Source organism: Arthrobacter sp. GmRoot5-12, assembly GCF_059739365.1.
In genome coordinates, this window is sequence record NZ_AP046056.1 from 134815 (window position 1) to 159615 (window position 24801).

Here is a 24801-nt window from a genome sequence, read left to right on the forward strand (position 1 = left end):
CTTGGAGGAAGAGTTACACCACTTAGTGCAGGAGTTCCGGTGACCGACAGCAGCGAGCCGTTCGAGCAGACGTTCAGGGAGATGTTCCGCCGCCACGCCGCGGGCGTTGCCATCATCACCGTGAACTACCAGGACGAGCCCTACGGCTTCACCGCCACCTCGGTGGCGTCGCTGTCCGCCAAGCCGCCCCGGTTCACGTTCAACATGGCACGCAGTTCAAGGTCCTGGCCGGCCGTGGCCAACACCCAGTACCTGGGTGTGCACATGCTGGGGCTGGAGAACCAGGAACTGGCCGCCCGCTTTGCCCGCCCGGGCAACCGCTTCGAAGGCAACCACTGGGAGATCGGTCCGCACGGTGTGCCCATTCTGAAGGACGTCGCAGGGTGGCTGATCGGCGAGGTGCAGATGCGGCTCTCCTTCGAGAACAACGCGGTGGTGGTGGTCCAGGTGGTGGACGGCCAGGTGGGCGGCGAGGGATCACCCCTGCTGTACCACGGCGGCGCCTACGGGCAGCCCATGCCGCTGGATTACGAAATCTAGGCGCGGCACGCAGCCCCACCCCCGCCCCCAGCCACGCACCCGGGCAGGGCACGACGGCGGCAGGTGCCGGCCGCCGTCGGCTGTTCCTTTGTCAGGCGTCCAGGCAGGCGGGGCCCAGCAGGACCTTCAGGTCGCCGAACAGCGACGGGCTGGGGTTGACGCGGAGGTGGACCGGCAGGCCCATGATTTCCGTGCGGGTGTCTCCCTGCAGGTGCAGCCGCACCTCCGAATTGCCCCGGTGGGTGCGCAGCACATCGCCCAGCTCGGTGACCACGGCCTCGGTGGCCTTGTGGGTGGGCATGGTGATCACCAGGGGCCCGTTCAGCCCTTCGCTGAGGTCCGGGACGGACAACTCCATGCAGTTCAGGGTGATGGCGCCGTCGTCGCGCTTCTGCAGCCGGCCCTTGACCACCACGATCAGGTCCTCGGCGAGGACGGAGGCGATGGGCCCGTAAACCTGCCCGAAGAACATGACCTCGATCGAGCCGCCCAGGTCTTCGACCTCCGCCCGGGCGTAAGCGTTGCCGCTGGCTTTGGCGATGCGCCGGCTCAGCGACGTGATCATGCCCGCGATGGTGATGATGGCGCCGTCCTGCGGACCGTCCTCGCCCAGGATAGTGGTGATGCTCATCTCGGCGTGCTGGGCCAGAAGTCCCTCGAGGCCCTGCAGCGGGTGGTCCGACACGTAGAGTCCCAGCATGTCCCGCTCGAAGGAGAGCTTGTCCTTCTTCTCCCACTCGGGCAGGTCCGGAATCTCGATGCTCAGGGAGGACGACTCCGAACCGGCTTCCTCGAATCCGGCGAAAAGGTCGAACTGGCCAATGGCCTCGTTGCGCTTGAGGGTGATGACGGAGTCGATCGCCTCTTCATGGATCATTGCCAGGGCACGGCGGTGGTGGCCCAGTGAGTCGAACGCCCCCGACTTGATGAGGGATTCGATGGTCCGCTTGTTGCAGACCACGGCCGGCACCTTCATCAGGTAGTCCTTGAACGAGGTGAAGGCGCCCTCGCTTTCGCGGGCGGCCACCATGGCCTCGACGGCGTTGACGCCCACATTGCGGATGGCACCCATGCCAAAGCGGATGTCGTTCCCCACCGGAGTGAAGTTCAGGGCGGACTCGTTGACGTCCGGCGGAAGGACCGTGATGCCCATGCGCCGGCACTCGTTGAGGTAGATTGCCGATTTGTCCTTGTCATCGCCCACCGAGGTCAGCAGGGCCGCCATGTATTCCGGCGCATAGTGCGCCTTGAGGTACGCGGTCCAGTAGGAGATCACGCCGTACGCGGCGGAGTGCGCCTTGTTGAAGGCGTAGTCGGAGAAGGGCAGCAGGATGTCCCAGAGGGTCTTGACGGCCTCCATGGAGTAGCCGTTGTCCTGCATGCCCTGGGAGAAGCCCGCAAACTGCTTGTCCAGCTCGGACTTCTTCTTCTTGCCCATGGCGCGGCGGAGGATGTCTGCCTGGCCCAGGGAATAGCCGGCCAGCTTCTGGGCCACGGCCATGACCTGCTCCTGGTACACAATCAGGCCATAGGTGCCGCCGAGGATTTCCTTGAGGGGTTCCTCGAGTTCCGGATGGATGGGGATCACTTCCTGGATCCCGTTCTTGCGCAGCGCGTAGTCGGTGTGGGCGTTGGCGCCCATGGGGCCCGGACGGTAGAGCGCCAGGACGGCGGAAATGTCTTCGAAGTTGTCAGGCTTCATGAGCTTGAGCAGCGACCGCATGGGACCGCCATCGAGCTGGAAGACACCCAGGGTGTCGCCGCGGGCCAGGAGTTCATAGGACTCGGCATCGTCCAGCTCGAGGTTTTCCAGGTCCAGCTCGATGCCCCGGTTCATCTTGATGTTCTCAAGGGCATCGGAAATGATCGTCAGGTTCCGCAGGCCCAGGAAGTCCATCTTGATCAGGCCAAGGCCCTCGGACGTGGGGTAGTCGAACTGGGTGATCACCTGGCCGTCCTGGAAACGGCGCATGATGGGGATGACGTCGATGATCGGGTCGGAGGACATGATCACGCCGGCCGCGTGCACGCCCCACTGCCGCTTCAGGCCTTCAATGCCCAGTGCCGTCTCGAAAACCTTGGCGGCTTCGGGGTCGGTGGCAATGAGCTGCCGGAAGTCCCCCGCCTCGCTGTAACGCTTGGCTTCCGGGTTCTGGATGTCCGCCAGCGGGATGTCCTTTGCCATCACGGCCGGCGGCAGTGCCTTGGTCAGCTGCTCGCCCATGCTGAAGGGGTAGCCAAGGACACGGGAGGAGTCCTTGAGGGCCTGCTTGGTCTTGATGGTGCCGTACGTGACGATCATGGCCACGCGCTCGTCGCCGTACTTCCGGGTCACATAGTCGATGACCTCGGAACGGCGCCGGTCATCGAAGTCGACGTCGAAGTCGGGCATGGAGACGCGGTCCGGGTTGAGGAACCGTTCGAAGATCAGTCCGTGGCGCAGGGGGTCGAGGTCGGTGATGCGCATGGCGTAGGCCACCATCGAGCCTGCACCCGAACCACGCCCGGGGCCCACCCGGATGCCGTTGTTCTTGGCCCAGTTGATGAAGTCGGCAACCACCAGGAAGTAGCCCGGGAAGCCCATGGAGGTGATGACGCCGAGCTCGTAGTCGGCCTGCTTGCGGACCTCGTCCGGTATGCCGCCCGGGTAACGGTACTTCAGGCCCTTGTCCACTTCCTTGACCAGCCAGGAGGTTTCGTCCTCGCCTGGCGGGCAGGGGAACCGCGGCATGTAGTTGGCATCCGTGTTGAAGGACACCTCGCAGCGCTCGGCGATGAGCAGGGTGTTGTCGCATGCCTCCGGGTGGTCGCGGAAGAGCTCCCGCATCTCCTGGGGAGATTTGAGGTAGTAGCCGCTGCCGGAGAACGCGAACCGCGAACCGCCGTTGTCATAGGTAGGTTCCAGCAGCGTGGAGCCGGACTGGATGGCCAGCAGCGCCTCGTGTGCCTTGGCGTCGTGCTCGTGGGTGTAGTGGAGGTCATTGGTGGCCACCAGCGGCAGGTTCAGGTCCTTGGCCAGCCGCAGCAGGTCACCGGTGACGCGCCGTTCAATGTCCAGCCCGTGGTCCATCAGTTCGCAGAAGTAGTTGTCCGCGCCGAAGATGTCCCGGAATTCGGCCGCTGCTTCCAAGGCTTCGCGGTACTGGCCGAGCCGGAGCCGGGTCTGGACCTCACCGGAGGGGCATCCGGTGGTGGCGATCAGCCCTTCCGAGTAGGTGTTCAGCAGTTCGCGGTCCAGCCGGGGCCACTTGCCGAACACCGAGTCAAGCGAGGCGATGGACGAGGCCCGGAACAGGTTCCGCATGCCCACGTTGTTGTAGCTCAGCAGCGTCATGTGGGTGTAGGACCCACCGCCGGAGACGTCGTCCTTGCGCTGGGATTCGTCGCCCCACCGGACGCGTTCCTTGTCCGTCCGAGCGGTGCCGGGGGTTACGTACGCCTCGACGCCAATGATCGGCTTGATGCCCTTGTCCGTGGCCTTTCGCCAGAAATCGAAGGCACCGAACAGGTAGCCGTGGTCCGTCGTGGCGAGGGCAGGCATGCCCAGGCGCTCGGTTTCGTCGAACAGCTCCCCCAGCCGGGCAGCTCCATCCAGCATGGAATATTCGGTGTGGGTGTGCAGGTGGACAAACGAATCTTTGCTGGAACTCACCGCACCATTCTAAGCGCTGCCGCTTTGCTGCTCCGCCAGGAGGCCCGTGTCAGGCCTGTCCCGATTCGAGTACTTCCAGTGCGTAAGCCAGGTCCTGGGGGTAGTCGCTGGTGACCGTGACGCGCTCCCCCGTCACGGGGTGGTCGAATGACAGTGCGCGGGCGTGCAGCCACTGGCGGGTGAGCCCAAGGGTGGCGGCAAGGCGGGGGTCGGCGCCGTACGTGAGGTCGCCGGCGCAGGGGTGGCGGAGTGCGGAGAAGTGGACCCGGATCTGGTGGGTCCGCCCGGTTTCAAGGTGGACCTCCACCAGGCTGGCCTTGCCGAATGCCTCCAGGACCTCGTAATGGGTCACCGAGGGGCGGCCATCCTCGATGACGGCAAAACGCCAGTCATGCCCGGGGTGGCGTCCGATGGGGGCGTCGATGGTCCCGGTCAGGGGATCGGGAAGGCCCTGCACCACCGCGTGGTAGACCTTGTCCACCGTGCGCTCCTTGAAGGCGCGTTTCAGGGCTGTGTAGGCCCGCTCGGACTTGGCCACGACCATCACGCCGGAGGTCCCGACGTCGAGGCGGTGGACGATTCCTGCCCGCTCCGGGGCACCCGACGTGGAGATGCGGTACCCGGCGGCGGCCAGGCCGCCTACCACTGTGGGCCCCACCCAGCCGGGCGAGGGATGGGCGGCCACGCCCACGGGTTTGTCGACGACGACGAAATCGTCGTCGTCGAGCAGGATGTTCAGGCCTTCCACAATCTCCTCCACGACTTCCAGCGGGTCACGCCGCTCCGGGACGGTGACGTCCAGGACGTCCCCGGCCACGAGTTTTGCCGACTTTCCCAATGCCTTGCCCCGGTTCAGGACGTGGCCCTCCGCCAGCAGGGACGCGGCCACGGAACGGGATACCCCCAAAAGGCCGGCCAGCCCGGCGTCAGCCCGCGTCCCGCCGTATTCGTCAGCCACCACAACGCGCTCAGTCATGGGCGGTCTTTTCCTTGTGCGCGTTCCCCAGCCGGGTTCCGTCCAGCGCGATTCCGCGGATGGTCAGGAGGCAGATGATGGCGACGGCGGAGACGACGGCCGAGTCGGCGATGTTGAAGATAGCGAAATTGGGCAGCTGGATGAAGTCCACCACGTGGCCCATGCCGAAGGACGGTTCGCGGAAGAGCCGGTCGGTGAGGTTGCCCAGGGCCCCGCCGAGCAGCAAACCCAAGGCAAGGGACCACCAGGCAGAACCCAGCCTGCGCACCTGGAAAAGGATGGCGACGGCCACGGCGGCCATGATGATGGAAAACACCCACGTGACATTCTCACCAATGGAAAACGCGGCACCCGAATTCCGGATGAAGTACCAGTGCAGGAGGGGCGGCAGGACGGGAATCCGCTCCCCTTCCACCATGGTGGAAGTGACCCAGAGTTTGGTCAGCTGGTCCAGGACGTAGGCGAAAACCGCGAACCCGGCGAACAGGGACAGCAGCACTGCCCGGCGCGGGCGTGGTGAGGGTGGGACAGGGCGTGCCGCATCCGCAGCGAGTTCGTCAGTCATGGTGCTTTCAATTCGTGGTGCTGGGTCTCAATGCCAAAAGCCGGTGGCCGAGGAATCCTCAGCCACCGGCTTTCAGAATACGTGCTGCCAGACTTAGTTGGCTTCGCTGACTTCCGGGGTCGCTACTGAGCCGCGGGCATCCAGGTCGCGGAGCTGGCCCTCGATGTAGGCCTTCAGGCGTGAACGGTAGTCGCGTTCGAAGCCGCGGAGCTGCTCCACCTTGCGTTCCAGGACGGAGCGCTGCTGCTCCAGCGCGCCGAGGATCTTGCGGGACTTCTCCTGGGCGTCGTTGACGAGGCTGCTGGCTTCGATCTGCGCTTCGGCGATGATCTTGTCCTTCTGGGCCTGGCCGTCGGCGACGTGGCGGTCGTGCATCTGCTGCGCCATGGCCAGCAGGCCGGCAGCGGATTCAGCGGAAGGAGTGGCCACGCCTGCAGGGGCGGCCGGTGCGGCGGCAGCCGGGGCAGCCGGCTGGATGTCCTTCTTCTTGGCTTCGGCAGCCTTCGCCTCGGCCTCAGCCTTTTCACGGGCCTCGTCCTTGTCGGCCTTGACCGGCGCGGGGACCTTCTCCACCACGGGGGCGGCAGCTGAGCTGGCCGGAACACTCGAACCTGCTTCGGCGAGCTTCTTGCGGAGCTCGTCGTTTTCCTGGTTCAGGCGGCGGAGTTCAACGACGATTTCGTCCAGGAAGTCGTCAACCTCGTCCTGGTCATAGCCCTCGCGGAACTTGGTGGGCTGAAAGCGCTTGTTGACAACGTCTTCTGGCGTCAAAGCCATCTGGTCACCTCACTGGTCTGGTTAGTCAGTAGGCCTTCCGGCCGTCAAAACTACGGTACCTAAATTTGGTCTGCTTACTCTAATTCAACACTGCGGTGTCAAACGCGAGGTTTCTTCGCTTTACACTAGCTGTTCCCGGGGGGAACACCTTGCATTGCCCGGCCCTGGTGGGTAAATCAGGCCAGTCCCCTGGTGACGCTCATCGCAATGCTGACGCCGATGAACAGGATCAGGAAGCCCAGGTCCAGGGAGACGCCGCCGAGCCGGAGCGGCGGAATCATGCGCCGCAGGCCCTTCAGCGGCTGGTCGGTAATGGAATACACGGCGTGCGCCACCACCAGAGCCGCGCCCCGGGGCCGCCAGTCCCTGGCAAACATCTGCACCCAGTCGAACACCAGGCGGATGATGAGGGCGACAAAGAACAGCAGCAGGGCGAGATAGAGAAGTCCGAAAACAATTCCCATGACTTATTTCATATCTCCATGTTCGTGCGGCCCATCCATCGTGGCGGCCGGGATCGTACTGCCGGTGTCTTGTCTATTTCAGCACAGATGCCAGACAGGTGTCCCTGCCTGGCATCTGTGTGCAGCCTCTGCGCTCAGCTTTGGTTGAAAAAACTGGCCTGCGTATCGCTGGCCTTCTTGTCGTCACCGATCACTTCAACGTAGGACGGTGAGAGCAGGAACACCTTGTTGGTCACCCGCTCAATGCTTCCCCTCAGGCCAAAGACAAGTCCGGCCGAGAAGTCCACCAGGCGCTTGGCATCGGCCTCACCCATGTCCGTGACGTTCATGATCACCGGAATCCCGTCCCGGAAACTCTCACCGATGAGCTTGGCATCGTTGTAGGAGCGCGGGTGGATGGTAGTGATCTGGCGAAGTCCAGTGTTCTCTTCGCGGCTGGAAGCCGCACGCTTAATGGGGGTCACAGGGGCGCGGTATTCCTCTTCAGGGGCGTAGGACGCCTCGCGGCTGACTTCGCGGACCGGCGCCGGAGCGCGGCGTTCCTCGCGGTCAACTTCCATCGGTTCGTCCTCATCCTTACGTGTGGTCGTTTGCTCGGGCTCGTAATGCTCATCGCCGTCGGCGAGCCCAAGATAGATCATTGTCTTGCGCAGAGCGCCGGCCATGGTCGACTCCTAATCGTGTCCCGTAAGCGGGCCGCCCAATGATTCGACAGCACTGGAGTCCCCCGCCCATCACTTCCAATAGCTCCGACGCTACCCCACGGCGGGACGGGAACCGAGAACATCCGAACCGATTCGCAGGTGTGTCGCCCCGAACTTAATGGCCGCCTCCAGGTCCTGGCTCATGCCTGCCGATATGGCAGTGGCGGAGGGGTAGTCCGCAGCCAGCCGGGCGGAAATTCCCGCGAGCTGTTCGAACGCCGGCTCAGGTGGCGCGCCCAGCGGGGCAACTGCCATCACGCCGGCCAGGTTCAGGCCTTCCGACCCGGCGATCCGTTCTGCCAGGAGTGGCACGTCGGTGGGGTCCGCACCGCCGCGGTGCGTGCCGCCGTCGTGCTCAAGGCTGACCTGGATGAAGCAGTCCAGGGGTGCCCGCCCGGTGGCGTCCATTTCGTGGCGAACCGCCTTGGCCAGCGCCTCCACGAGCTGGGGCCGGTCTACGGAATGGACGGCGGAGGCATAGCGGGCCACGGACTTGGCCTTCTTGGTCTGCAGTTGGCCAACGAAATGCCACGTCAGGTCCAGGTCTGCCAGCTCGAGGGCTTTGGCGGCAGCCTCCTGGTCCCGGTTCTCGCCCACATCCGTAACTCCAAGGGCGGCCAGGCGCCGGATATCGTCCGCGGGGTGGAACTTCGTGACCACGATCAGGGAGGGCAGCCTGTCCCCGCGGCCGGCGCCCGCAGCCGCGGCTGCGATGCGCTTCCGTACGGCGGCAAGCCGTTCCGCAAGTTCGGCACTGCGCGAGTCATCCGCACTGCCGTGCCCGGTACCTGCAACCTCAGTCATGGCACCAGACCAACCCGGCAAAACGGCCGGTATTGCGGTCGCGGCGGTACGAATAGAGCGTTTCCGTCTCAAGGGTGCAGCCCCCTGCGTATTCCACGCCCACGCCCGCACCCTCGAGCTGGCTGCGCGCACCGGCAGGAAGGTCCAGGGCAGGTGTCCCCCAGGACGTGGTGCTCCGGGCGGCGGGGACCACGGCAGCCACCTCATCCCGCAGTGCTGCAGGAACCTCGTAGCAGGACCCGCAGATTGAGGGCCCCAGCCAGGCCCGGATCCGTGACGCGCCAAGGGACAGCATGCTGTCCACGGCGGCAGGAAGGACACCTTTTGCGATGCCCGGGCGGCCGGCGTGCACCGCGGCAATCACGGGCCCGGCCGCGGACTCCCCGGCGAGCAGCACGGGAATGCAGTCCGCAACCATGACGGCCAGCGGAAGTCCGCGGGACACCATGGCGTCGGCTTCAGGGCCGGGAGACTCCGCTTCCATCAGCGCCACGCTGGTCCCGTGGACCTGGTTCATGAAGCGGAGCGCCCGGGGCGCGACTCCGATGGACCGCTCCAGGCGTGCCCTGCGCTCCAGGACGGCAGCGGGATCGTCTCCTACATGCAGGGCAAGGTTTCCCGCATGCACGTCGGTGAATGCGGCCGACACCCCGGGGAGGATGTCGGCGCGCCAGTGGAACAAACCGGTGCCTACTTCAGGAAGTCGGGGACATCCAGGTCATCCGGGTGGGTGCCGGTCAGGTCCGGCTCCACGACGGAGGGCAGGTCGACGTCGAAGCCCGAGTCAGCGGGGACGGCAGAGGGGCGCTGCTGCCCCCAGTTGCTGAGTCCCGCGGCACCAACACCGGCATGGATCGGCTGGACGTTCTGCTGGTGGTTTCCGTTGCCCTGGTGGTTTCCGTTTTGGGGATGGGCAGAGGCGGGCGCCGCGGCAGGGGCAGCGGGCCGCTGCGGGGCGGTCTGCGGCTGGGACTGGTCCATGGAGGGCGAGGTGGCCTTGACGTCGTCGAATCCGGCAGCGATGACCGTGACGCGTGCTTCATCGCCCAGGGCATCGTCGATGACGGCACCGAAGATGATATTGGCCTCGGGGTGGGCCACTTCCTGGACCAGCCGCGCAGCCTCGTTGATTTCGAACAGGCCAAGGTCCGAGCCGCCCTGGATGGACAGCAGGACGCCGTGGGCGCCGTCGATGGACGCTTCCAGCAGCGGCGAGGCGATGGCCAGTTCGGCCGCCTTGACGGCGCGGTCTTCGCCACGGGCGGAACCGATGCCCATGAGGGCCGAGCCGGCACCCTGCATGACGGACTTGACGTCGGCGAAGTCCAGGTTGATCAGGCCGGGCGTGGTGATGAGGTCGGTGATGCCCTGGACACCGGACAGCAGGACCTGGTCCGCGGAGCGGAAGGCGTCGAGCACGGACACGTTGCGGTCGCTGATGGACAGCAAACGGTCGTTGGGGATCACGATCAGGGTATCCACCTCGTCGCGCAGGGCGTCGATGCCGGCCTCGGCGGAACCGGCACGGCGGCGGCCCTCGAAGGTGAACGGGCGGGTGACCACGCCGATGGTCAGGGCGCCGAGCGAGCGGGCAATGCGGGCGACGACGGGCGCGCCGCCGGTACCGGTGCCGCCGCCTTCACCGGCGGTGACGAAGACCATGTCGGCGCCGCGCAGGACTTCCTCGATCTCGTCCGCGTGGTCCTCGGCGGCCTGCTTGCCCACCTCGGGATTGGCGCCGGCGCCCAGGCCCCGGGTCAGTTCCCGTCCGACGTCGAGCTTCACGTCGGCGTCGCTCATGAGCAGGGCCTGGGCGTCGGTGTTGATGGCGATGAATTCAACACCCCTGAGGCCGACCTCGATCATGCGGTTGACTGCGTTCACGCCACCGCCGCCGATGCCGACGACTTTGATGACGGCCAAGTAATTCTGCGGAGCTGCCACGTTACGTGTCCCTTGTTCGTGTCTTATTGCGAAAACTGATGGAGAGCTTGAAGCCTGCAACCTTAACCTTCGAGTTGAAGGTTATAGTTATGTCAAGTAACTCTTGTCTGTGACGGTATTTCCTCTGGTTCCCACATTCAATAACCGGGTCCGCGTGTCGGATTAATACCGGGAAAGAAAGCGCTCAGCGCGTCACGGGGTGCCGGGGCACACTGACATCGTAGACCCTGACCGGATTCTTGGGATCGGCCGGAGCCTTGAGGAGGGCGGCCAGGACCTTGGCCTTGAGTTCCTTCTCGGAGGCGTTGCCCCACACGATGGTCTGGCCGTCCACCAGCTTGAGTTCAACGGCGTCCACGGACTGCGCGGACGCGTTCGAGAGCTTCGCCAGCACGTCGGCCGGCAGGGCCCCCAGGACGGCGGCGGTGGCGCGGAACAGGTCCTGGCCGATCGCGCCGGCGCCGCCGTCGATCACCGGCAGCGACGCCGACGCCGGATCGTCCGTGGTAGCCAGCTGGACGCCGTCGACGTCCACCAGCTGGTACTGCTCCCCCTGCTTGACCAGCGCCACGGGCACCCGCTCGTGCACTGCGACGGCGAGGGTGGACGGCGGCCGTGCCTCGACGGACACGGACTTGACCTGGATCAGGTTGTCCAGGAGCCTGCGGACGTCGTCGTCACTGATCTGCGGCAGCGGCTTGCCGCGCAGGGGCTCCAGCGCAGCCTGCACCTGGGCCGGGGTGAGAAGCCGCGTGCCTGTCACCGAGACGTTCTGCAGGGCAAGGACCGGCGAGTAGACGGCTCCGGCCAGCAGCCCGGCCACCAGAACCAGCACCGTTCCCACGGCGAGGAGGATCTTCTTCCGGCGGCGCCGGCCTTTGGGCTCAGGGAACGCAAGGACTGTCGCGCCGGAGGCCTGCTGTTCCTTGGCCGGATTGGAGGGCGCCTGGTCCGGGACGCTGCGGGACGCGGTAATCACGTCGCCGCTGCCACCGGCTGCGGGGGTCGGGGAAGATGCGGCCCCATTGGGGGCATTGTCACCTGCGTTGTTCGCGGCAGTTTTCCCGGAGCCGGGATCGGGCCGCCTGTTCCGGGCGGCCGGGGCGTAGGTGGGGCGTCGGGAGCTAGGCACTCAGTGCCTCCACAATTTTCGGGCCGTAGGCTGTGACGTCGCCGGCGCCCACGGTAAGGACAACGTCCCCGTCCGCAGCGGCCCGTGCCAGGGTGCCTACGGCGTCGTCGGCCGTGACCAGTCGACCGCCCTCCGTGAGGTGGTCCGCGATGAGCTGGCTCGTGACGCCCGGGATCGGGTCTTCCCTCGCCGGGTAGATGTCCAGGACCAGGGCGGTATCGGCCAGGTTCAGGGCATCGGCGAACTCTGCCGCGAATTCACGGGTCCGGGAAAACAGGTGCGGCTGGAAGAGGACATGGACCTTGTGGCCGCCTGCCACCGAGCGGGCTGCGGTGAGGGCGGCGCGGACCTCCGTGGGGTGGTGCGCGTAGTCGTCGAATACCCGAACGCCCCGTGCCCCACCTTTGAGCTCAAAGCGGCGGGATGCGCCGGAGAAGCGGGCCAGGCCGGCGGCCGCGGCTGCCGCGTCCACCCCGAGTTCTAGGGCCACCGCAAAGGCGGCTGCGGCGTTCAGCGCGTTGTGCCGTCCGGGCACCTGCAATGACAAAGGGAACCGCGCACCGCCGGCGGATATGGCAACCTGCCCCGGGCCGCCGTCGTCCAGCCTGACGTCCGCCGCATCACCGGTGCCGTACAGGACCACCCGTGTGTTGCCCCGCGCCCGGGTCCGCTCCGCCAGGGCCAGGGCTCCGGCGTCGTCGGCGCAGGCCACCAGGAGGCCGTCAGCGGGCAACAGGGCCGTGAAGCGGTCGAACGACTCGTAGACGGCTTCAGCGGTGCCGTAGTAATCAAGGTGGTCAGGTTCCACGTTGGTGGCGACGGCGATGCGGGGCCGGTAGTTCAGGAAGGAGCCGTCGGATTCATCAGCCTCGGCGACGAAGATCCCGGACGTACCATGCGCAGCGTTCACGCCGAGTGCGGGGATGTTGGCGCCGACGGCAAAGGACGGATCCAGGCCCGCCGCGCGGAGCAGCACCGTCACCATCGAGGTGGTGGTGGACTTGCCGTGTGTTCCAGCGACCGTTACCACGGTGTCGTCGCCCATGGTGGCTGCCAGGGCCTGGGACCGGTGCAGCACGGGCAGTCCCGCCTTCCGCGCCGCGGCGAGCTCGGGGTTGTCCCCGCGGATGGCCGAGCCCGCAACCACGGTCTGCGCGTCGGCCAGGTTTCCGGCGGAGTAGCCGACGGCGATGCGCGCCCCGGCCGCGGCGAGGTCGGCCATGACGGGCAGGTCCTTCGCATCGGATCCGCTGACCGGGACTCCGCGCGCCACCATGATGCGGGCCACGGCGGACATGCCGACTCCCCCGATGCCGATGAAGTGCACCTTTCCCAGGGATTCCAGCCGGGGGGTGTTGTGGGGGCTCATGCAGATACCGCTTCCAGGACAAGACCAGCCATGCGCTGGTCGGCATTTCGGATTCCGAGCCGGTAGGACTTGGCTTCCATTTCGGCCAGCCGTGCTTTATCGGTGACCAGCGGGATCAGCTCCCGGGCAACCCATTCCGGAGTGAAGTCACGGTCGGCCACCAGCACTGCTCCGCCTGCGGCGACCAGGCCGGCCGCGTTCAGCGCCTGTTCCCCGTTTCCGATGGGCAGCGGCACCAGGACCGCCGGGACGCCGACTGCGGCCACTTCGCTCACCGTTGCCGCTCCCGACCGGGCCAGGAGAAGGTCGGCCGCGGCATAGGCAAGCTCCATGCCGTCGATGTACTCCACCTGCCGGTAGCCATCCGCAGCGAGGGGTTGGCCCGTTTGGTCCAGGACTGTCTTGCCGCGGCCGGTGATGTGGAGGGTCTGGATACCGGCGTCCGCAAGGTGGCCAACGGCGGCGGCGATTGTCCGGTTGATGCTCTGGGCGCCGGAGGAACCGCCGGTGACGATCAGGGTTGGCTGCTGGGGATCGAGCCCCAGCGCCTCGCGTGCGGCGGTGCGGGCGCTCTTCCGGTCCAGGCCGGAAATCTCCTTCCGCATGGGCATGCCCACGTGCACGGCATTGGGCAGCGGGGTGCCCTCGAAGGCCACGGCAACCCGGCCCTTCAGGAAGGCCCCCACACGGTTGGCCAGTCCCGGACGGGCGTTGGCTTCATGGATCACCACGGGGATCCGGCGCTTCCGCGCCGCCAGGTACATCGGCGTGCACACGTAACCGCCTACGCCCACCAGGACATCGGCCTGCGCCCGGTCCAGGATGGCGCCGGCCTGGCGGACTGCGCCGGCCAGCCTGGCCGGCAGGCGGAGCAGGTCTGCGGAGGGCTTGCGCGGAAGCGGCACGCGGTCGATCGTGGCCAGCTGCACGCCGGCGGCCGGAACCAGCCGGGTTTCCATGCCTGAGGGCGTACCAACCGCCAGAATGGCGGCATCCGGGGCTTCGCTCCGGAGGGCGGCGGCGATGGCGAGCAGCGGGCTGATATGGCCCGCCGTTCCGCCGCCGGCCAGGACAATGGAAGGGTGTGTCGCAGTCATTTGGGGTCAGGCACGCTTTCTGGAATTCTTTGGTTGGTTCTGTTTCCGCCCTGGCCGGGCCTTGAACTTCAGCATCCGTTTGGGCCGCATGGCCGGAGCCATCTGCTCCCGCGCCAGCGAGAGGACAACGCCCACGGCGCACAGTGACATCAGCAGCGCCGAGCCACCGTAGGAAATGAACGGCAGCGGCACGCCGATGACGGGCATCAAACCCGTGACCACGGACATGTTCACGGTTGCCTGGCCCAGCAGCCAGACCATGATGGTGCCGGCCAGGACCCGGTGGAACATGTCCTCCTGTGCCACCACCACGCGGTAGATGGCGGCACCCAGGATGGCAAAAAGGACCAGGACGACGACGGTCCCCACCAGGCCGAGTTCCTCGCCGATGATGGCGAAGATGAAGTCGTTGTGGGCTTCGGGGATCCAGCTGTACTTTTGCCGGCTCTGCCCCAGGCCCACACCCAGCCAGCCGCCGGAGGCAAGGCCGTACATGCCGTTGGTGGCCTGGTAGTTGGCGTCGATGCCGTCGGCGCAGGACTGGCCGGTCCACCACGAGGTGATGCGGCACATGCGGTTGGAGCTGGTGATGGCCATGACAGCGGTGCCGGCAGCAGCGATGATGCCGGCGATGCCGAAGAGGTAAAGCGGAACACCTGCGAAGAACAGTGCGGCGGCCATGATCATCATGATGATCATGGCGGTGCCGAGGTCGTTGCCCACCAGGATCAGCACGATGACGATGGCTGCCATGGGCACTGCGGGGACCAGCACGTGCTGCCACCGGCTGAGCAGTTTGCCCTTCCGGGCCAGCACCGTTGCCAGCCACAGGGCAAGGGCGAGTTTGGCCGCTTCGGAAGGCTGGAAGGTGATCCCGCCCAGGTCGATCCAGTTCCGGTTGCCGTTGACCTCGTCTCCCACCACCTGCACCAGGCCCAGGAGCAGCACGGCAACACCCACGGCGGGCCATGCGAGGCGTTTCAGCCAGACGACGTTGATCCGCGAGAGCACGAACATGGTGAAGATGCCGATCGCTGCGAAGATCCCCTGTTTCAGGGCGTCCCCGTAGGGGGACTTGCCGGCAGCGATGGACTCAACGCTGGAGGCGGAGAGGACCATCATGATCCCGATAGCCGTCAACGCAAGCGTGGCGCCGAGGATGAGGTAGTACGTGGAGCCGTTCCGGGACGTGCCTGTCCCCTCCAGCGCCGACCAGAACCGGCGGTAGAGGGTCCGCAGCTTCGCGCCCGCCGCAGCAGGCTGCCGGGTGGCCGTGGAGCCGGGGCGTGGCTTGCCACCCTGCGGCTTGCCACCCTTCGGCCGGGTGGGCGTGCTGACCATCGTTACTCCTCGCCGGTCTGGGCCTTCCCTTCCACCAGCTCGCGGACAGCGTCGATGAAAGTACCACCACGGTGAGCGTAGGAAGAGAACTGATCCATGGAAGCAGCTGCCGGCGCCATCAGCACGGTGTCGCCGGATTCGGCGAGCCGTGCCGCTGACGCAACGGCCCGGGACATCACCTGTTCTCCGTTGCCGGTGGAACCGGCGGAAGTGCCACCGGGCGCCGGAGCAGTCTGCACTCCTTCAGTCTCGCCTGCCCCCGGCTCGATCACCGGGACATCGGGCGCGTGTCGCCGGAGGGCCTCCCGGAGCTGGGAGGAGTCCGTTCCGATCAGTACCACGGCCTTGAGCCGGGCTGCGTGGTCCCTCACCAGGTCGTCGTAGCTCACGCCCTTGGAGAGGCCGCCGGCGATCCAGACCACGTTGCTGAAGGCCGACAGGGATGCGGACGCCGCATGCGGGTTGGTGGCTTTGGAGTCGTTGACCCAAAGGACGCCGTTCAGGCGGGCTACAGGCTGGATCCGGTGGTCGCCCGGGACGTAGTCCAGGATGCCTTGGCGGACAGCCTTGGCGTCCACACCGTACGCGCGCACGAGGCCTGCGGCGGCCAGGGCATTGGCAACCATGTGGCGCGGAGCCAGCGGACCAAGGTCGGTCATTGAGGCCAGCTCGGCAGCGCTGTTCCTGCGTTCCTCAATGAACGCCCGGTCCACCAGTAGTCCTTCCACCACTCCGAGCATGCTGACCGCGGGAGTGACCGTCGTGAAGCCCACAGCGCGGCAACCCTCCACCACATCCGCGTTTTCCACCATGCGTTCGGTTTCCACCTGCTCCGCGTTATAGATGCAGGCCTTTTGGGTTCGCTCGTAGACCTTCGCCTTGTCGGCGAGATACGAGTCGTAGGAACCGTGCCAGTCCACGTGGTCTTCGGCCACATTGAGGCAGACGCTGGCTACCGGCGACACGGATTCCGCCCAGTGCAGCTGGAAACTGGAGAGTTCGACGGCGAAGACGTCGTACTCCACGGGGTCCCGCAGGGCATCGAGGATAGGGGTGCCGACGTTTCCCACCGCGATCGCCTTGAGCCCGGCGGCACGCAGCATCGATTCGGTGAGTCCAACCGTGGTGGTCTTGCCGTTGGTGCCCGTGATGGCCAGCCAGTCGGCCGTCTTCCGGCCTTCCCGGGTGCGCACCCGCCAGGCTAGTTCGACGTCGCCCCAGACGGGAATGTGTGCCCGGGCCGCGGCAGCCAGCAGGGCCTGGTCCGGGCGCCATCCGGGTGACGTCACGATCAGTTCGGGTAGTTCGCCGTCGATGCGGGGTATGTGGGTGACGGCGTCCGGTCCCAGCAGCACGTCGGCGGCGCCCACGATCTTCAGGGTGTCGGCATGGGCCCGGGCCGTGTCGCTGGTGGCAGCATCGACCACCACCACGCGTGCACCGAGTTCGATCAGCGTGTCTGCGGCGGCGAAGCCGGATACTCCGATGCCGGTCACGACCACGCGGAGGCCGGCCCAGTCGGAGTCCCAGGAGACAAGATTTGCCAGGCGGGGGGAAACGGTCACAGCAGTACAACCCATTCAGCGTAGAAGATGCCAAGCCCGACAGCGACGAAGAGGCCGCCCAGGATCCAGAACCGGACCACGACGGTGACTTCGGCCCACCCCTTCAGCTCGAAGTGGTGCTGCAGCGGCGCCATCTTGAACACGCGCTTTCCGCCGGTGGCTTTGAAGTAGCCCACCTGGATGATGACGGACAGGGTGATCAGCACGAAGAGGCCGCCCACAATGCCGAGCAGGAGCTCGGTCCGGGAAAGGATGGCAAAGCCGGCCACCGCTCCGCCAATAGCCAATGACCCGGTGTCGCCCATGAAGATCTTGGCCGGCGAGGTGTTCCACCACAGGAAGCCCACCAGGGCGGCGCTCAGGATCGCCGCCAGCAGGGCCAGATCAAGGGGATCCCGGACCAGGTAGCAGCCACTGCCGGCTTCCCGGGGCGAGCCGCAGGCCTGGTTGCTCTGCCATATGCCCATGAGGGTATATGCACCGAACACCATGATCGAGGCTCCCGCGGCAAGGCCATCCAGGCCGTCCGTGAGGTTCACGCCATTGGTGGCGGCGGTGACGATCAGGTTGGACCAGATGACGAACAGGATGGCGCCGAGGACGGTTCCGCCGAAGGCGAGGTCGAGCCATGGCAGGTCGCGGACCAGCGAAATCTTCGTTGACGCCGGCGTCAGGCCCGCGCTGTTGGGGAAGTTCAACGCCAGGATGGCGAAGATGATGCCGACGGCTCCCTGGAGGATGAGCTTCGCCTTGGCGTTGAGGCCCAGGCTCCGCTGCCGCGAGATCTTGATGAAGTCGTCCAGGAATCCCACCAGGCCCATTCCGACCATGAGGAACAGCAGGATCAGTGCCGAAGCGGACGGCCCGGGCGAATCCGGGTTCATCATCAGCATGATGAGGTGCGTTAGCCCGTAGCTCAGCAGTACCGCGGCTACGACGACGGTTCCGCCCATGGTGGGCGTTCCACGCTTGGTGTGGTGCGACGTCGGGCCGTCGTCGCGGATGAACTGGCCGTAGCCGCGGTGCACCAGGAGGCGGATGAAAAGGGGGGTGCCCACCAGGGCGAAGAGCAGGGCCAGGCCTGCGCCGATCAGCAGAGCAATCACAGCAGAGTGCTCCTTTCGTCGGCAGGGGTCGGGGTTGGGGGTAATGCTATCCGATCGCCCAAATGGCGAAGCCCGACACTGTTGGAGGACTTGAACAGCACCAGGTCACCCGGCTGGAGTTCGGTGTCCAGGATGTCGTGGGCCTCCTCCACGGTTTCGGCAAAGAGGCATTCGTCGCCCCAGGACCCTTCCTGCACGGCGGAGACGTAGAGCGCCCGCGCCTCCCGGCCCACCACCAGCAGCCTGGAAATGTTGAGGCGCACCACTTGGGTGCCCACGGCGGTGTGCTCGCGGATGGAGTCATCCCCCAGTTCCAGCATGGCTCCGAGGACCGCCCAGGTGCGGCGGCCGCGGCCAAGGTCGGCCAGCGTGCGGAGGGCTGCGCGCATCGATTCGGGGTTGGCGTTGTAGGCGTCGTTGATCACGGTGACGCCGTCCGGCCGCTCCGTGCGTTCCATGCGCCAGCGGCTGGCGGCGGCCTGGCTGCTCAGCGAAGCTGCGATGTGGTCTGCCGGTACTCCGGCGGCCCATGCGGCAGCCGCGGCTGCCAGCAGGTTTCCAGTGTGGTGCGCTCCGATAAGCCGGCTGGCCACGTGGCGGGGAGCACCGCCGTCGGGCAGCTGCAGGTCGAATTCTGGGCTGCCGCCGGCGTTGGTGTCGGCATTCAGGGCCTGCACCTGGGCGTCCCGGTGTCCGTCGGCGGAGAAGCCGAGGACCTTGGCCGGGGTACGGCTGCGCATGGCGGCGACGCGTTCATCGTCGAGATTGATGATGGCGGTGCCGGCGGCGGAAAGGCCCTCAACCATCTCGCCCTTCGCCTGCGCTATGTTTTCCACGCCCCCGAACTCGCCGGCATGTGCTGTTCCGACTGCCAGGACCACTCCGATGTCCGGCTTGACCATCTCCGCGAGGTAGCGGATGTGGCCGATGCCCGTGGCTCCCATCTCGATGACAAGGTAGCGGGTGTCGGTGTCCGCCCGGAAGACGGTCAGCGGAACGCCCACCTCACCGTTGTAGGAGCCCTGCGGCGCCACGGTGTTGCCCTGTCCGGCCAGGATGCCGGCCAGCAGGTCCTTGGTGGTGGTCTTGCCGGCCGAACCGGTGATCCCAACGACGGTAAGCTGCTCCCCCGCTTCTGAGCGGGCGGAGCGGATCCGCCGGACGGCTTCGGCGGCAAGGGCGCCCATTGCCAGGACTGCATCCTCAACCACGACGGCCGGGTAGGCAGTGCCTTCCGGCGCCTCGACGGTGCGCTCGACGAGTGCCAGGACGGCGCCCGCTGCAAAGGCAGCGTCGATGAAGTCGTGGCCGTCGGCGTTCTCGCCCGGCTTTGCGACGTACAGCGAACCGGGGGTGGCTTCGCGTGAATCCGTCACCACCGAGAGGGGCGTAATTCCGGGATCGGCGTCCAGGCGCCCGCTGGTGATTTCGGCGATTTCCGCCGCAGTAAATGCAATCATCTCGGTCTAGGACTCTATCCGGTCGTCGTGGAGAACGTTGAATCCCCTGGCTGTCAAGGCGCTGCGCAGCTCCACCCTGTCGTCCAGGGCGAGATTCACACCCTTCACTTCCTGCCAGACCTCGTGGCCGCGGCCTGCCACCAGGATGGTGTCCTGCGGCCGCGCCAACGCTGCGGCGTGCCGGATGGCCTCGTCCCGCGGAAAGACCTCGAGGATGTCGGCCTGCAGGGATTCCTTTTCCACGGCTTCCCGGGCACCGGCGAGCACGTCGGCCCGGATGGCTGCTGCGTCTTCGTCGTGCGGGTCGTCATCGGTGATGATCACGGTGTCAGCAAGCCGGGCGGCAATGGCTCCCATGGCCGGCCGCTTGCCCTGGTCCCGCTGGCCTGTGGCGCCGAAGACAACGATCAGGCGGGAGTCCGGTTCCGGCGAGCGGACTGCCTCCAGGGCCCGCGCCAGGGCGTCGGTGTTGTGCGCGAAGTCCACCACGGCGGCGGGCTGCTCGGCGACCAGCTGCATCCGTCCCGGCACGGCCACGGTGAACGGGTCGCTGCTGTCCAGGGCGGCCTGGAGGTCGGGGACTTCCACCCCGGACGTGAGCACCATGAGCGTCGCCAGGGCCGCGTTGGCAACGTTGAAACTGCCGGGCAAACCGGTGTGGATGTTCAGGACGGCGCCGGCCGGCCCCGTCAGGGTGAAGTCGGTACCGAGCCCGCGCGGCGAGGCAGCGCTGACCGTCCAGTCCGCGGCGGCCTGGCCGCTGGTGCTGAGCGTGGTGACGGGCAGCTGGGTGATGGCGGCCAAGCGCCGTCCCCACTCGTCGTCGACCGTCACCACGGCAGCCCGGGCGCGCCCCGGTGTGAAGAGTTCGGCTTTGGTGGCGAAGTAGCCGTCCATGGTGTGGTGCAGGTCCAGGTGGTCCTGGGTGAGGTTGGTGAATCCGGCGACGTCGAAGAGCAGGCCATCCACCCGCTGGTACGAGATGGCGTGGGAGGACACCTCCATGGCTGCGGTGTCGAGCCCGCGTTCGTGCATGAGGGCGAGGAGCCCGTGGACTTCGGGCGATTCCGGCGTGGTGAGGAGGCTGGGGATCGGCTCTGCGCCGGCCAGGATCTCGATGGTGCCGATCAGGCCCGGCTGGCGGCCCAGTGCACGCAGCAGGGAGGTGATGAAGTAGGTGGTGGTGGTCTTCCCGTTGGTCCCGGTGACGCCGAAAAGCTGCAGCGGGCGGCCGTCACCGGACTGGCTCCGGTAAATCATGGCGGAGAGGGGGCCCACCTCGTTGCGCGGATTGTCGACGACGAGCACGGGCACGGGCGTGTCCGCGGACAGGGCAAGCAGGCGCGCCCCGGCCTCGTCCGTGAGGACGGCGGCAGCTCCGGCGCCGATGGCATCCGTGGCGAAGTCAGCCCCGTGCCTGCTTGCCCCGGGGAGGGCCACATACAGGTCGCCGGGCTCCACGGTGCGTGAGTTGATCGAGATGCCATTGATTTCCACGTCGGCGGCGGGGGCGGGGACGGCTACGCCAACGGCCTGTCCGACGGCGGCCAGCGGCACGGCCGCTACGGCTGCGGGCCGGAAGCGGCCCGGCGTGTCGTCCCGGGCCGTGTCGTTGCCGGGCGTGGTGAACTCTGACAAGGGGATCTCCGATGGTGCTAGTGCGTGCCCGGCATGGTTCGCGCCGGGCACTGTGATGCGCTGGATGCTGCTGGTACTTCCGGCGTGGCGCAGCTGCTACTTGGCGTACTGCGGCATTCTGGCCGGCTGGCCGGTGGAAGGCTGGACGTTGTAGGTCCGCAGCGTCTGGCTCATGACGGACCGGAACACCGGACCGTTGGTGATGCCGTAGATGCTGCCCTTCGGCCGCTGGAGCACCACCTCCACAATAAACCGCGGATCATCCATCGGCGCCATTCCCACGATGGAGGCCGTGTACCCGCAGTAGCCGGACTTGCCGTCGTCGCACGGTGACTCGGACGTGCCGGTCTTGGCCCCAACGCGGTAGCCGTCGATCCCGGCGTCCTTGATTTCGCCTTCGGTGACAGCGCTTTCAAGGATGTCCTGGACCTGTTGGGCCGTGCTTTCGGAGACAATCTGCCGCGACGGCTGGGCCGGCACTTTCTCCTCGGCGCCGTCGGGGGAAATGTAGGAATCGATCAGCCGCGGCTGCAGCATGACGCCGTTGTTCGCGATGCTCTGGTAGGCACGGACTGTCTGGAGGGTGGACTGCGAAACGCCCTGCCCGAACAGGACGGTGTACTGCTGGCGTCCGTCCCATTGGTCCGCCGGCGTGAGGATGCCCGATGCCGTGGCGGGAAGTCCGATGTCCGGTGCCTCGCCGATGCCGAACTTCTTCAGCCAGTCGTAGCGTTGTTCCTTGCTGAGCCGCTGTCCGGCCATAACCGTTCCGGTGTTCATGGAGTAACCGATGATGCCGGCCAGTGTCCGTTCCTCGGTGCCATGGGCAAACGCGTCGCTGAAGGTCTGGCCGTCCACGGTGTAGGTGGGTGGAATAGTGAAATGGTCCAGGGGGCTGGCGAGTCCCTCGTCGATGACGGCTGCAGCGGTCATCATCTTCTCCACCGAGCCGGGCTCATAGGCGGCCGTCACGGAACGGACGCCGCGGTCCTTGGCCGCCACCAGCCCCGGGTTGTTGGGGTCCGGGGAGTTGGTATCGGCCAGGGCCAGGAGGTTCCCGGTCTTGGCGTCCATCACAATGATGACGCCCCATTCGGCACTGAGTTTGTCCGCCTGGCTCTGGATGGCCTGCTGGGCAAAGTACTGAAGATCGGAATTGAGCGTGAGTTTGACGTCCTTGCCGTTTTGCGGCGGGGTCAGCTCGTCAAGACCCACCGGGATGCGGAGCCCGTCGGCACCGATCTCGAACAGGCGCTTGCCGTCTTTGCCCTTGAGCTGGTCGTCCTGCGTCTGCTCGATGCCTGCCTGGCCCGTGGTGCCGTCCTGGAGGAAGCCCACAACTCCCCCGGCCACGGCGCCGTTGGGGTAGACGCGTTTGCTGACGCCCTCGGCCACGATGCCGGGCACCTGGAGCTTGGAGATGCGGTCCTCGACGTCGGGCTTTACGTCCTTGGCCACAATGTAATAGGGCTGTTCCCCCGTCACTGCGTCACGGACCGCGGTTGAGTCCATGCCCAATGCCGCGGCAAGTTCTGAGATCGCCTGGTCGCGGCTGACGTCCACCAGTTTGTCGTGGCCGTCGGCCTGGGGCTCAAGGCGTTTGTAGGCGTCCGTTTTGGTGTTGACGCGCTGGTCCACCACGATGTTGTACCGGATCACGCTGTTGGCAAGAACGGTGCCGCGTGAGTCCAGGATGCTGCCGCGCTCGGCCGGAAGGATCGCCGAGGTCATCCGGCTGTTCAGTGCCGCTTCGGCCATGCCGCCGACGTCAAGCCCCTGGACCAGGAAGAGCTTCCCGCCCACCACCAGCAGGAGCGTGAGCATGACGCCCAGTCCCAGTCGCAAGCGCTTGGTGGCGTTGGGTTCCTTGCTTTTTCCTGCTTTGCCGGTCGTCTCCGCCACCGTGATATTCCTTGCTGCTCGACGCTGCTGCCTGACCTGCCTGCTGGCCTACTGTCCGGGGACCTTCTGCTGGGGCGCCGGAACAGAGCCGCCGTGAAGCTCGGGCGCCGGAGTTGCCGCGGCAGCCGCAGCGGCTGCGGCAGCCTGCGCGGCAGCGGCAGCCTGCGCGGCAGCGGCCTGGGCAGCAGGGGCCTGGGCAGCGCCGGCGGAGGGAGCGGCGGCAGGAGCCTTGCCGGTATCTGCCGTCCTGGCCTTGTCCGCCGTGTCACCCTTGGAGGCAGGCGGCACAATAAGCTGTCCGGCCACCGCCGGCGATGGGATAACGGCTCCCGCTGCTGCGCCCTTGACCGCAGGCGTGGCCTTTCCTGTCACTGACAGCGTGGACAGGTCGATCTGGCCCTTGACGGTGGAGGCCACCATTCCCAGTTCGGTGGCCTTGGCCGCCAGGTTCTGCGGGGCCTCGAAGTTCTGCACCTGCTGGGTGAGGTCCTGGTTCGTCTTGGTCAGCGTGCTCTGCTTGGCACGCAGTTCCACCAGCTGGTACTGGGCGGTGGACACCGAGATATTCAGGACCAGCACCGCCATCAACGCCACTGCGAGCATGGCAAAGCAAAGGACGACGAACGGCGCCCGGCGTTTCCGCGGCGTAGTGCGGACCACGGAAAGCGGGGTGCGGCCCTTCCGTCCACCGGCGGGGTCGGCCGCGCGCCGGGTGTCGGCCGCCGAACTGCCTGAGACAACGGGAAAGTTCTTGACGGCGGCGGTGCTCATGCAGCTCTCCTGGCTCTGATTCGTTCTGCCGCGCGGAGCCTGGCGGAGGCAGCGCGCGGATTTTCGGCGATTTCGACGGCGGTGGGCACCTCGGTGCCTTTGGTCAGGGTCTTGAGTTCGGGCTTGTGTTCTTCCAGCTCAACGGGGAAGCCAAGGGGAGCGGAAGACTTGGAGCGGGCCTGGAGAACGCCTTTGACGATTTTGTCCTCCAGGGAGTGGTAGGACATGACCACGATTCGGCCCCCGAGAGCCAGCGAGGCCACGGCGGCGGGGACGGCACGCTCCAGGACGTCGAGTTCCTCGTTGACCTCGATCCTGAGGGCCTGGAAGGTCCGCTTGGCAGGATGTCCACCGGACTTCGCTGCAGAAGCGGGAACCACGGAACGGATCTGCTCCACCAGTTCGCCGGTGGTGGTGAACGGTTTGATGGCCCGTGCCGCGACGATCCTGTTGGCAATCCGTCCGGCGAACTTTTCCTCGCCCCATTTGCGGATAATCCGGACCAGGTCCTCTTCGCTGTAGGTATTGACCACGTCCGCCGCGGTCTGGCCCCGGCTGGTGTCCATGCGCATGTCCAGGGGCGCGTCAAATGAGTAGGCGAAACCGCGTTCACGCTCATCCAGCTGCAGGGAGGAAACACCCAGGTCCATCAGGATCCCGTGCACTTCAGCCACACCGAGGTCCTCCAGGACGTCCTGGATCTCGTCGTACACCGCGTGGACCAGGTCGATCCGGGCGGCGAACGGAGCCAGCCGCTCCCCCGCCAGGGAGAGTGCTTCCTCGTCACGGTCAATGCCGATGAGGTGGAGGTCGGGAAACCGCTGGAGCATCGCCTCGGAATGACCGCCCATGCCAAGGGTGGCGTCCACCGCGATGGGGGTTTCGCCGCGGAGCCTTGCTGCTTCGAATCCCGGTGCCAGCAAATTGATGCACCGGTCGCGAAGGACCGGCACATGGCGTTCGGACGTGGGCTTGGGTTGATCGGTCATGCCTG

Annotated in this window: 21 protein-coding genes; 1 reads left to right on the top strand and 20 read right to left on the bottom strand. The window is 66.5% G+C overall.

Translation table 11 applies throughout. The annotated features are described in order from the left end of the window. Positions 1–39 precede the first annotated feature (39 nt). Entirely contained in the window at positions 40–540 is a 501-nt protein-coding gene (locus tag AC6JAM_RS00610) for a flavin reductase family protein (protein ID WP_018771532.1), read from the top strand. A gap of 91 nt (positions 541–631) precedes the next feature. Here AC6JAM_RS00610 and dnaE read toward each other — a convergent pair whose 3' ends face one another. From dnaE to rsmH, 20 genes are all read right to left on the bottom strand, one after another. Then, positions 632–4192, bottom strand: a complete 3561-nt coding sequence (gene dnaE / locus AC6JAM_RS00615; RefSeq protein WP_018771531.1) for a DNA polymerase III subunit alpha — start codon at positions 4190–4192, stop codon at positions 632–634. 49 nt (positions 4193–4241) lie between these two features. Beyond that, entirely contained in the window at positions 4242–5168 is a 927-nt protein-coding gene (locus AC6JAM_RS00620) for an RluA family pseudouridine synthase (RefSeq protein WP_056389777.1), read from the bottom strand. After that, positions 5161–5733, bottom strand: a complete 573-nt coding sequence (gene lspA / locus AC6JAM_RS00625) for a signal peptidase II (protein ID WP_056389775.1) — start codon at positions 5731–5733, stop codon at positions 5161–5163. The genes AC6JAM_RS00620 and lspA overlap by 8 nt, the downstream gene beginning before the upstream one ends. 93 nt (positions 5734–5826) lie before the next feature. Beyond that, a complete protein-coding gene (locus AC6JAM_RS00630) occupies positions 5827–6510 on the bottom strand; it encodes a DivIVA domain-containing protein (protein ID WP_056389772.1) in 684 nt (227 codons plus the stop codon). A 176-nt stretch (positions 6511–6686) separates the two neighbouring features. Further along, a complete protein-coding gene (locus AC6JAM_RS00635; RefSeq protein WP_497933771.1) occupies positions 6687–6974 on the bottom strand; it encodes a YggT family protein in 288 nt (95 codons plus the stop codon). Between the two features lie 134 nt (positions 6975–7108). Further along, entirely contained in the window at positions 7109–7639 is a 531-nt protein-coding gene (locus tag AC6JAM_RS00640) for a cell division protein SepF (RefSeq protein WP_018771526.1), read from the bottom strand. 90 nt (positions 7640–7729) lie between these two features. Then, entirely contained in the window at positions 7730–8482 is a 753-nt protein-coding gene (locus AC6JAM_RS00645) for a YggS family pyridoxal phosphate-dependent enzyme (protein WP_018771525.1), read from the bottom strand. Next, on the bottom strand, positions 8475–9164 hold the full coding sequence (pgeF, locus tag AC6JAM_RS00650) for a peptidoglycan editing factor PgeF (RefSeq protein WP_497933772.1): 690 nt from the start codon (positions 9162–9164) through the stop codon (positions 8475–8477). The genes AC6JAM_RS00645 and pgeF overlap by 8 nt, the downstream gene beginning before the upstream one ends. An 8-nt stretch (positions 9165–9172) precedes the next feature. Continuing rightward, positions 9173–10426 (bottom strand): cell division protein FtsZ, encoded by a 1254-nt coding sequence (gene ftsZ / locus AC6JAM_RS00655; RefSeq protein WP_056389768.1) that lies wholly within the window; start codon positions 10424–10426, stop codon positions 9173–9175. A gap of 184 nt (positions 10427–10610) precedes the next feature. Continuing rightward, positions 10611–11558 carry a cell division protein FtsQ/DivIB gene (locus AC6JAM_RS00660; RefSeq protein WP_026266111.1) on the bottom strand — a complete coding sequence of 316 codons (948 nt, stop codon included), beginning with the start codon at positions 11556–11558 and terminating at the stop codon, positions 10611–10613. Continuing rightward, a complete protein-coding gene (gene murC / locus AC6JAM_RS00665; RefSeq protein WP_497933773.1) occupies positions 11551–12927 on the bottom strand; it encodes a UDP-N-acetylmuramate--L-alanine ligase in 1377 nt (458 codons plus the stop codon). Before murC ends, AC6JAM_RS00660 begins: the two co-directional genes overlap by 8 nt. Continuing rightward, positions 12924–14024, bottom strand: a complete 1101-nt coding sequence (gene murG, locus AC6JAM_RS00670; protein WP_056389759.1) for an undecaprenyldiphospho-muramoylpentapeptide beta-N-acetylglucosaminyltransferase — start codon at positions 14022–14024, stop codon at positions 12924–12926. The genes murC and murG overlap by 4 nt, the downstream gene beginning before the upstream one ends. A gap of 6 nt (positions 14025–14030) precedes the next feature. Further along, complete coding sequence (ftsW, locus tag AC6JAM_RS00675) at positions 14031–15365, bottom strand: putative lipid II flippase FtsW (RefSeq protein ID WP_018771519.1); 1335 nt, start codon at positions 15363–15365, stop codon at positions 14031–14033. Positions 15366–15367: 2 nt separating this feature from the next. Next, on the bottom strand, positions 15368–16945 hold the full coding sequence (murD, locus tag AC6JAM_RS00680) for a UDP-N-acetylmuramoyl-L-alanine--D-glutamate ligase (protein WP_056389756.1): 1578 nt from the start codon (positions 16943–16945) through the stop codon (positions 15368–15370). Beyond that, a complete protein-coding gene (gene mraY / locus AC6JAM_RS00685) occupies positions 16927–18036 on the bottom strand; it encodes a phospho-N-acetylmuramoyl-pentapeptide-transferase (protein ID WP_018771517.1) in 1110 nt (369 codons plus the stop codon). The genes murD and mraY overlap by 19 nt, the downstream gene beginning before the upstream one ends. After that, positions 18033–19496 carry a UDP-N-acetylmuramoyl-tripeptide--D-alanyl-D-alanine ligase gene (locus AC6JAM_RS00690; protein WP_488314783.1) on the bottom strand — a complete coding sequence of 488 codons (1464 nt, stop codon included), beginning with the start codon at positions 19494–19496 and terminating at the stop codon, positions 18033–18035. Before AC6JAM_RS00690 ends, mraY begins: the two co-directional genes overlap by 4 nt. Positions 19497–19502: 6 nt before the next feature. Then, on the bottom strand, positions 19503–21134 hold the full coding sequence (locus AC6JAM_RS00695; protein ID WP_497933774.1) for a UDP-N-acetylmuramoyl-L-alanyl-D-glutamate--2,6-diaminopimelate ligase: 1632 nt from the start codon (positions 21132–21134) through the stop codon (positions 19503–19505). A gap of 96 nt (positions 21135–21230) precedes the next feature. Continuing rightward, the gene (locus AC6JAM_RS00700; protein ID WP_497933775.1) at positions 21231–23036 is read right to left on the bottom strand and encodes a peptidoglycan D,D-transpeptidase FtsI family protein; all 1806 of its coding nucleotides are present in this window, start codon (positions 23034–23036) and stop codon (positions 21231–21233) included. A 48-nt stretch (positions 23037–23084) separates the two neighbouring features. After that, the gene (ftsL, locus tag AC6JAM_RS00705; protein WP_497933776.1) at positions 23085–23807 is read right to left on the bottom strand and encodes a cell division protein FtsL; all 723 of its coding nucleotides are present in this window, start codon (positions 23805–23807) and stop codon (positions 23085–23087) included. Further along, on the bottom strand, positions 23804–24796 hold the full coding sequence (gene rsmH, locus AC6JAM_RS00710; RefSeq protein WP_056389746.1) for a 16S rRNA (cytosine(1402)-N(4))-methyltransferase RsmH: 993 nt from the start codon (positions 24794–24796) through the stop codon (positions 23804–23806). The genes ftsL and rsmH overlap by 4 nt, the downstream gene beginning before the upstream one ends. Positions 24797–24801 lie beyond the last annotated feature (5 nt).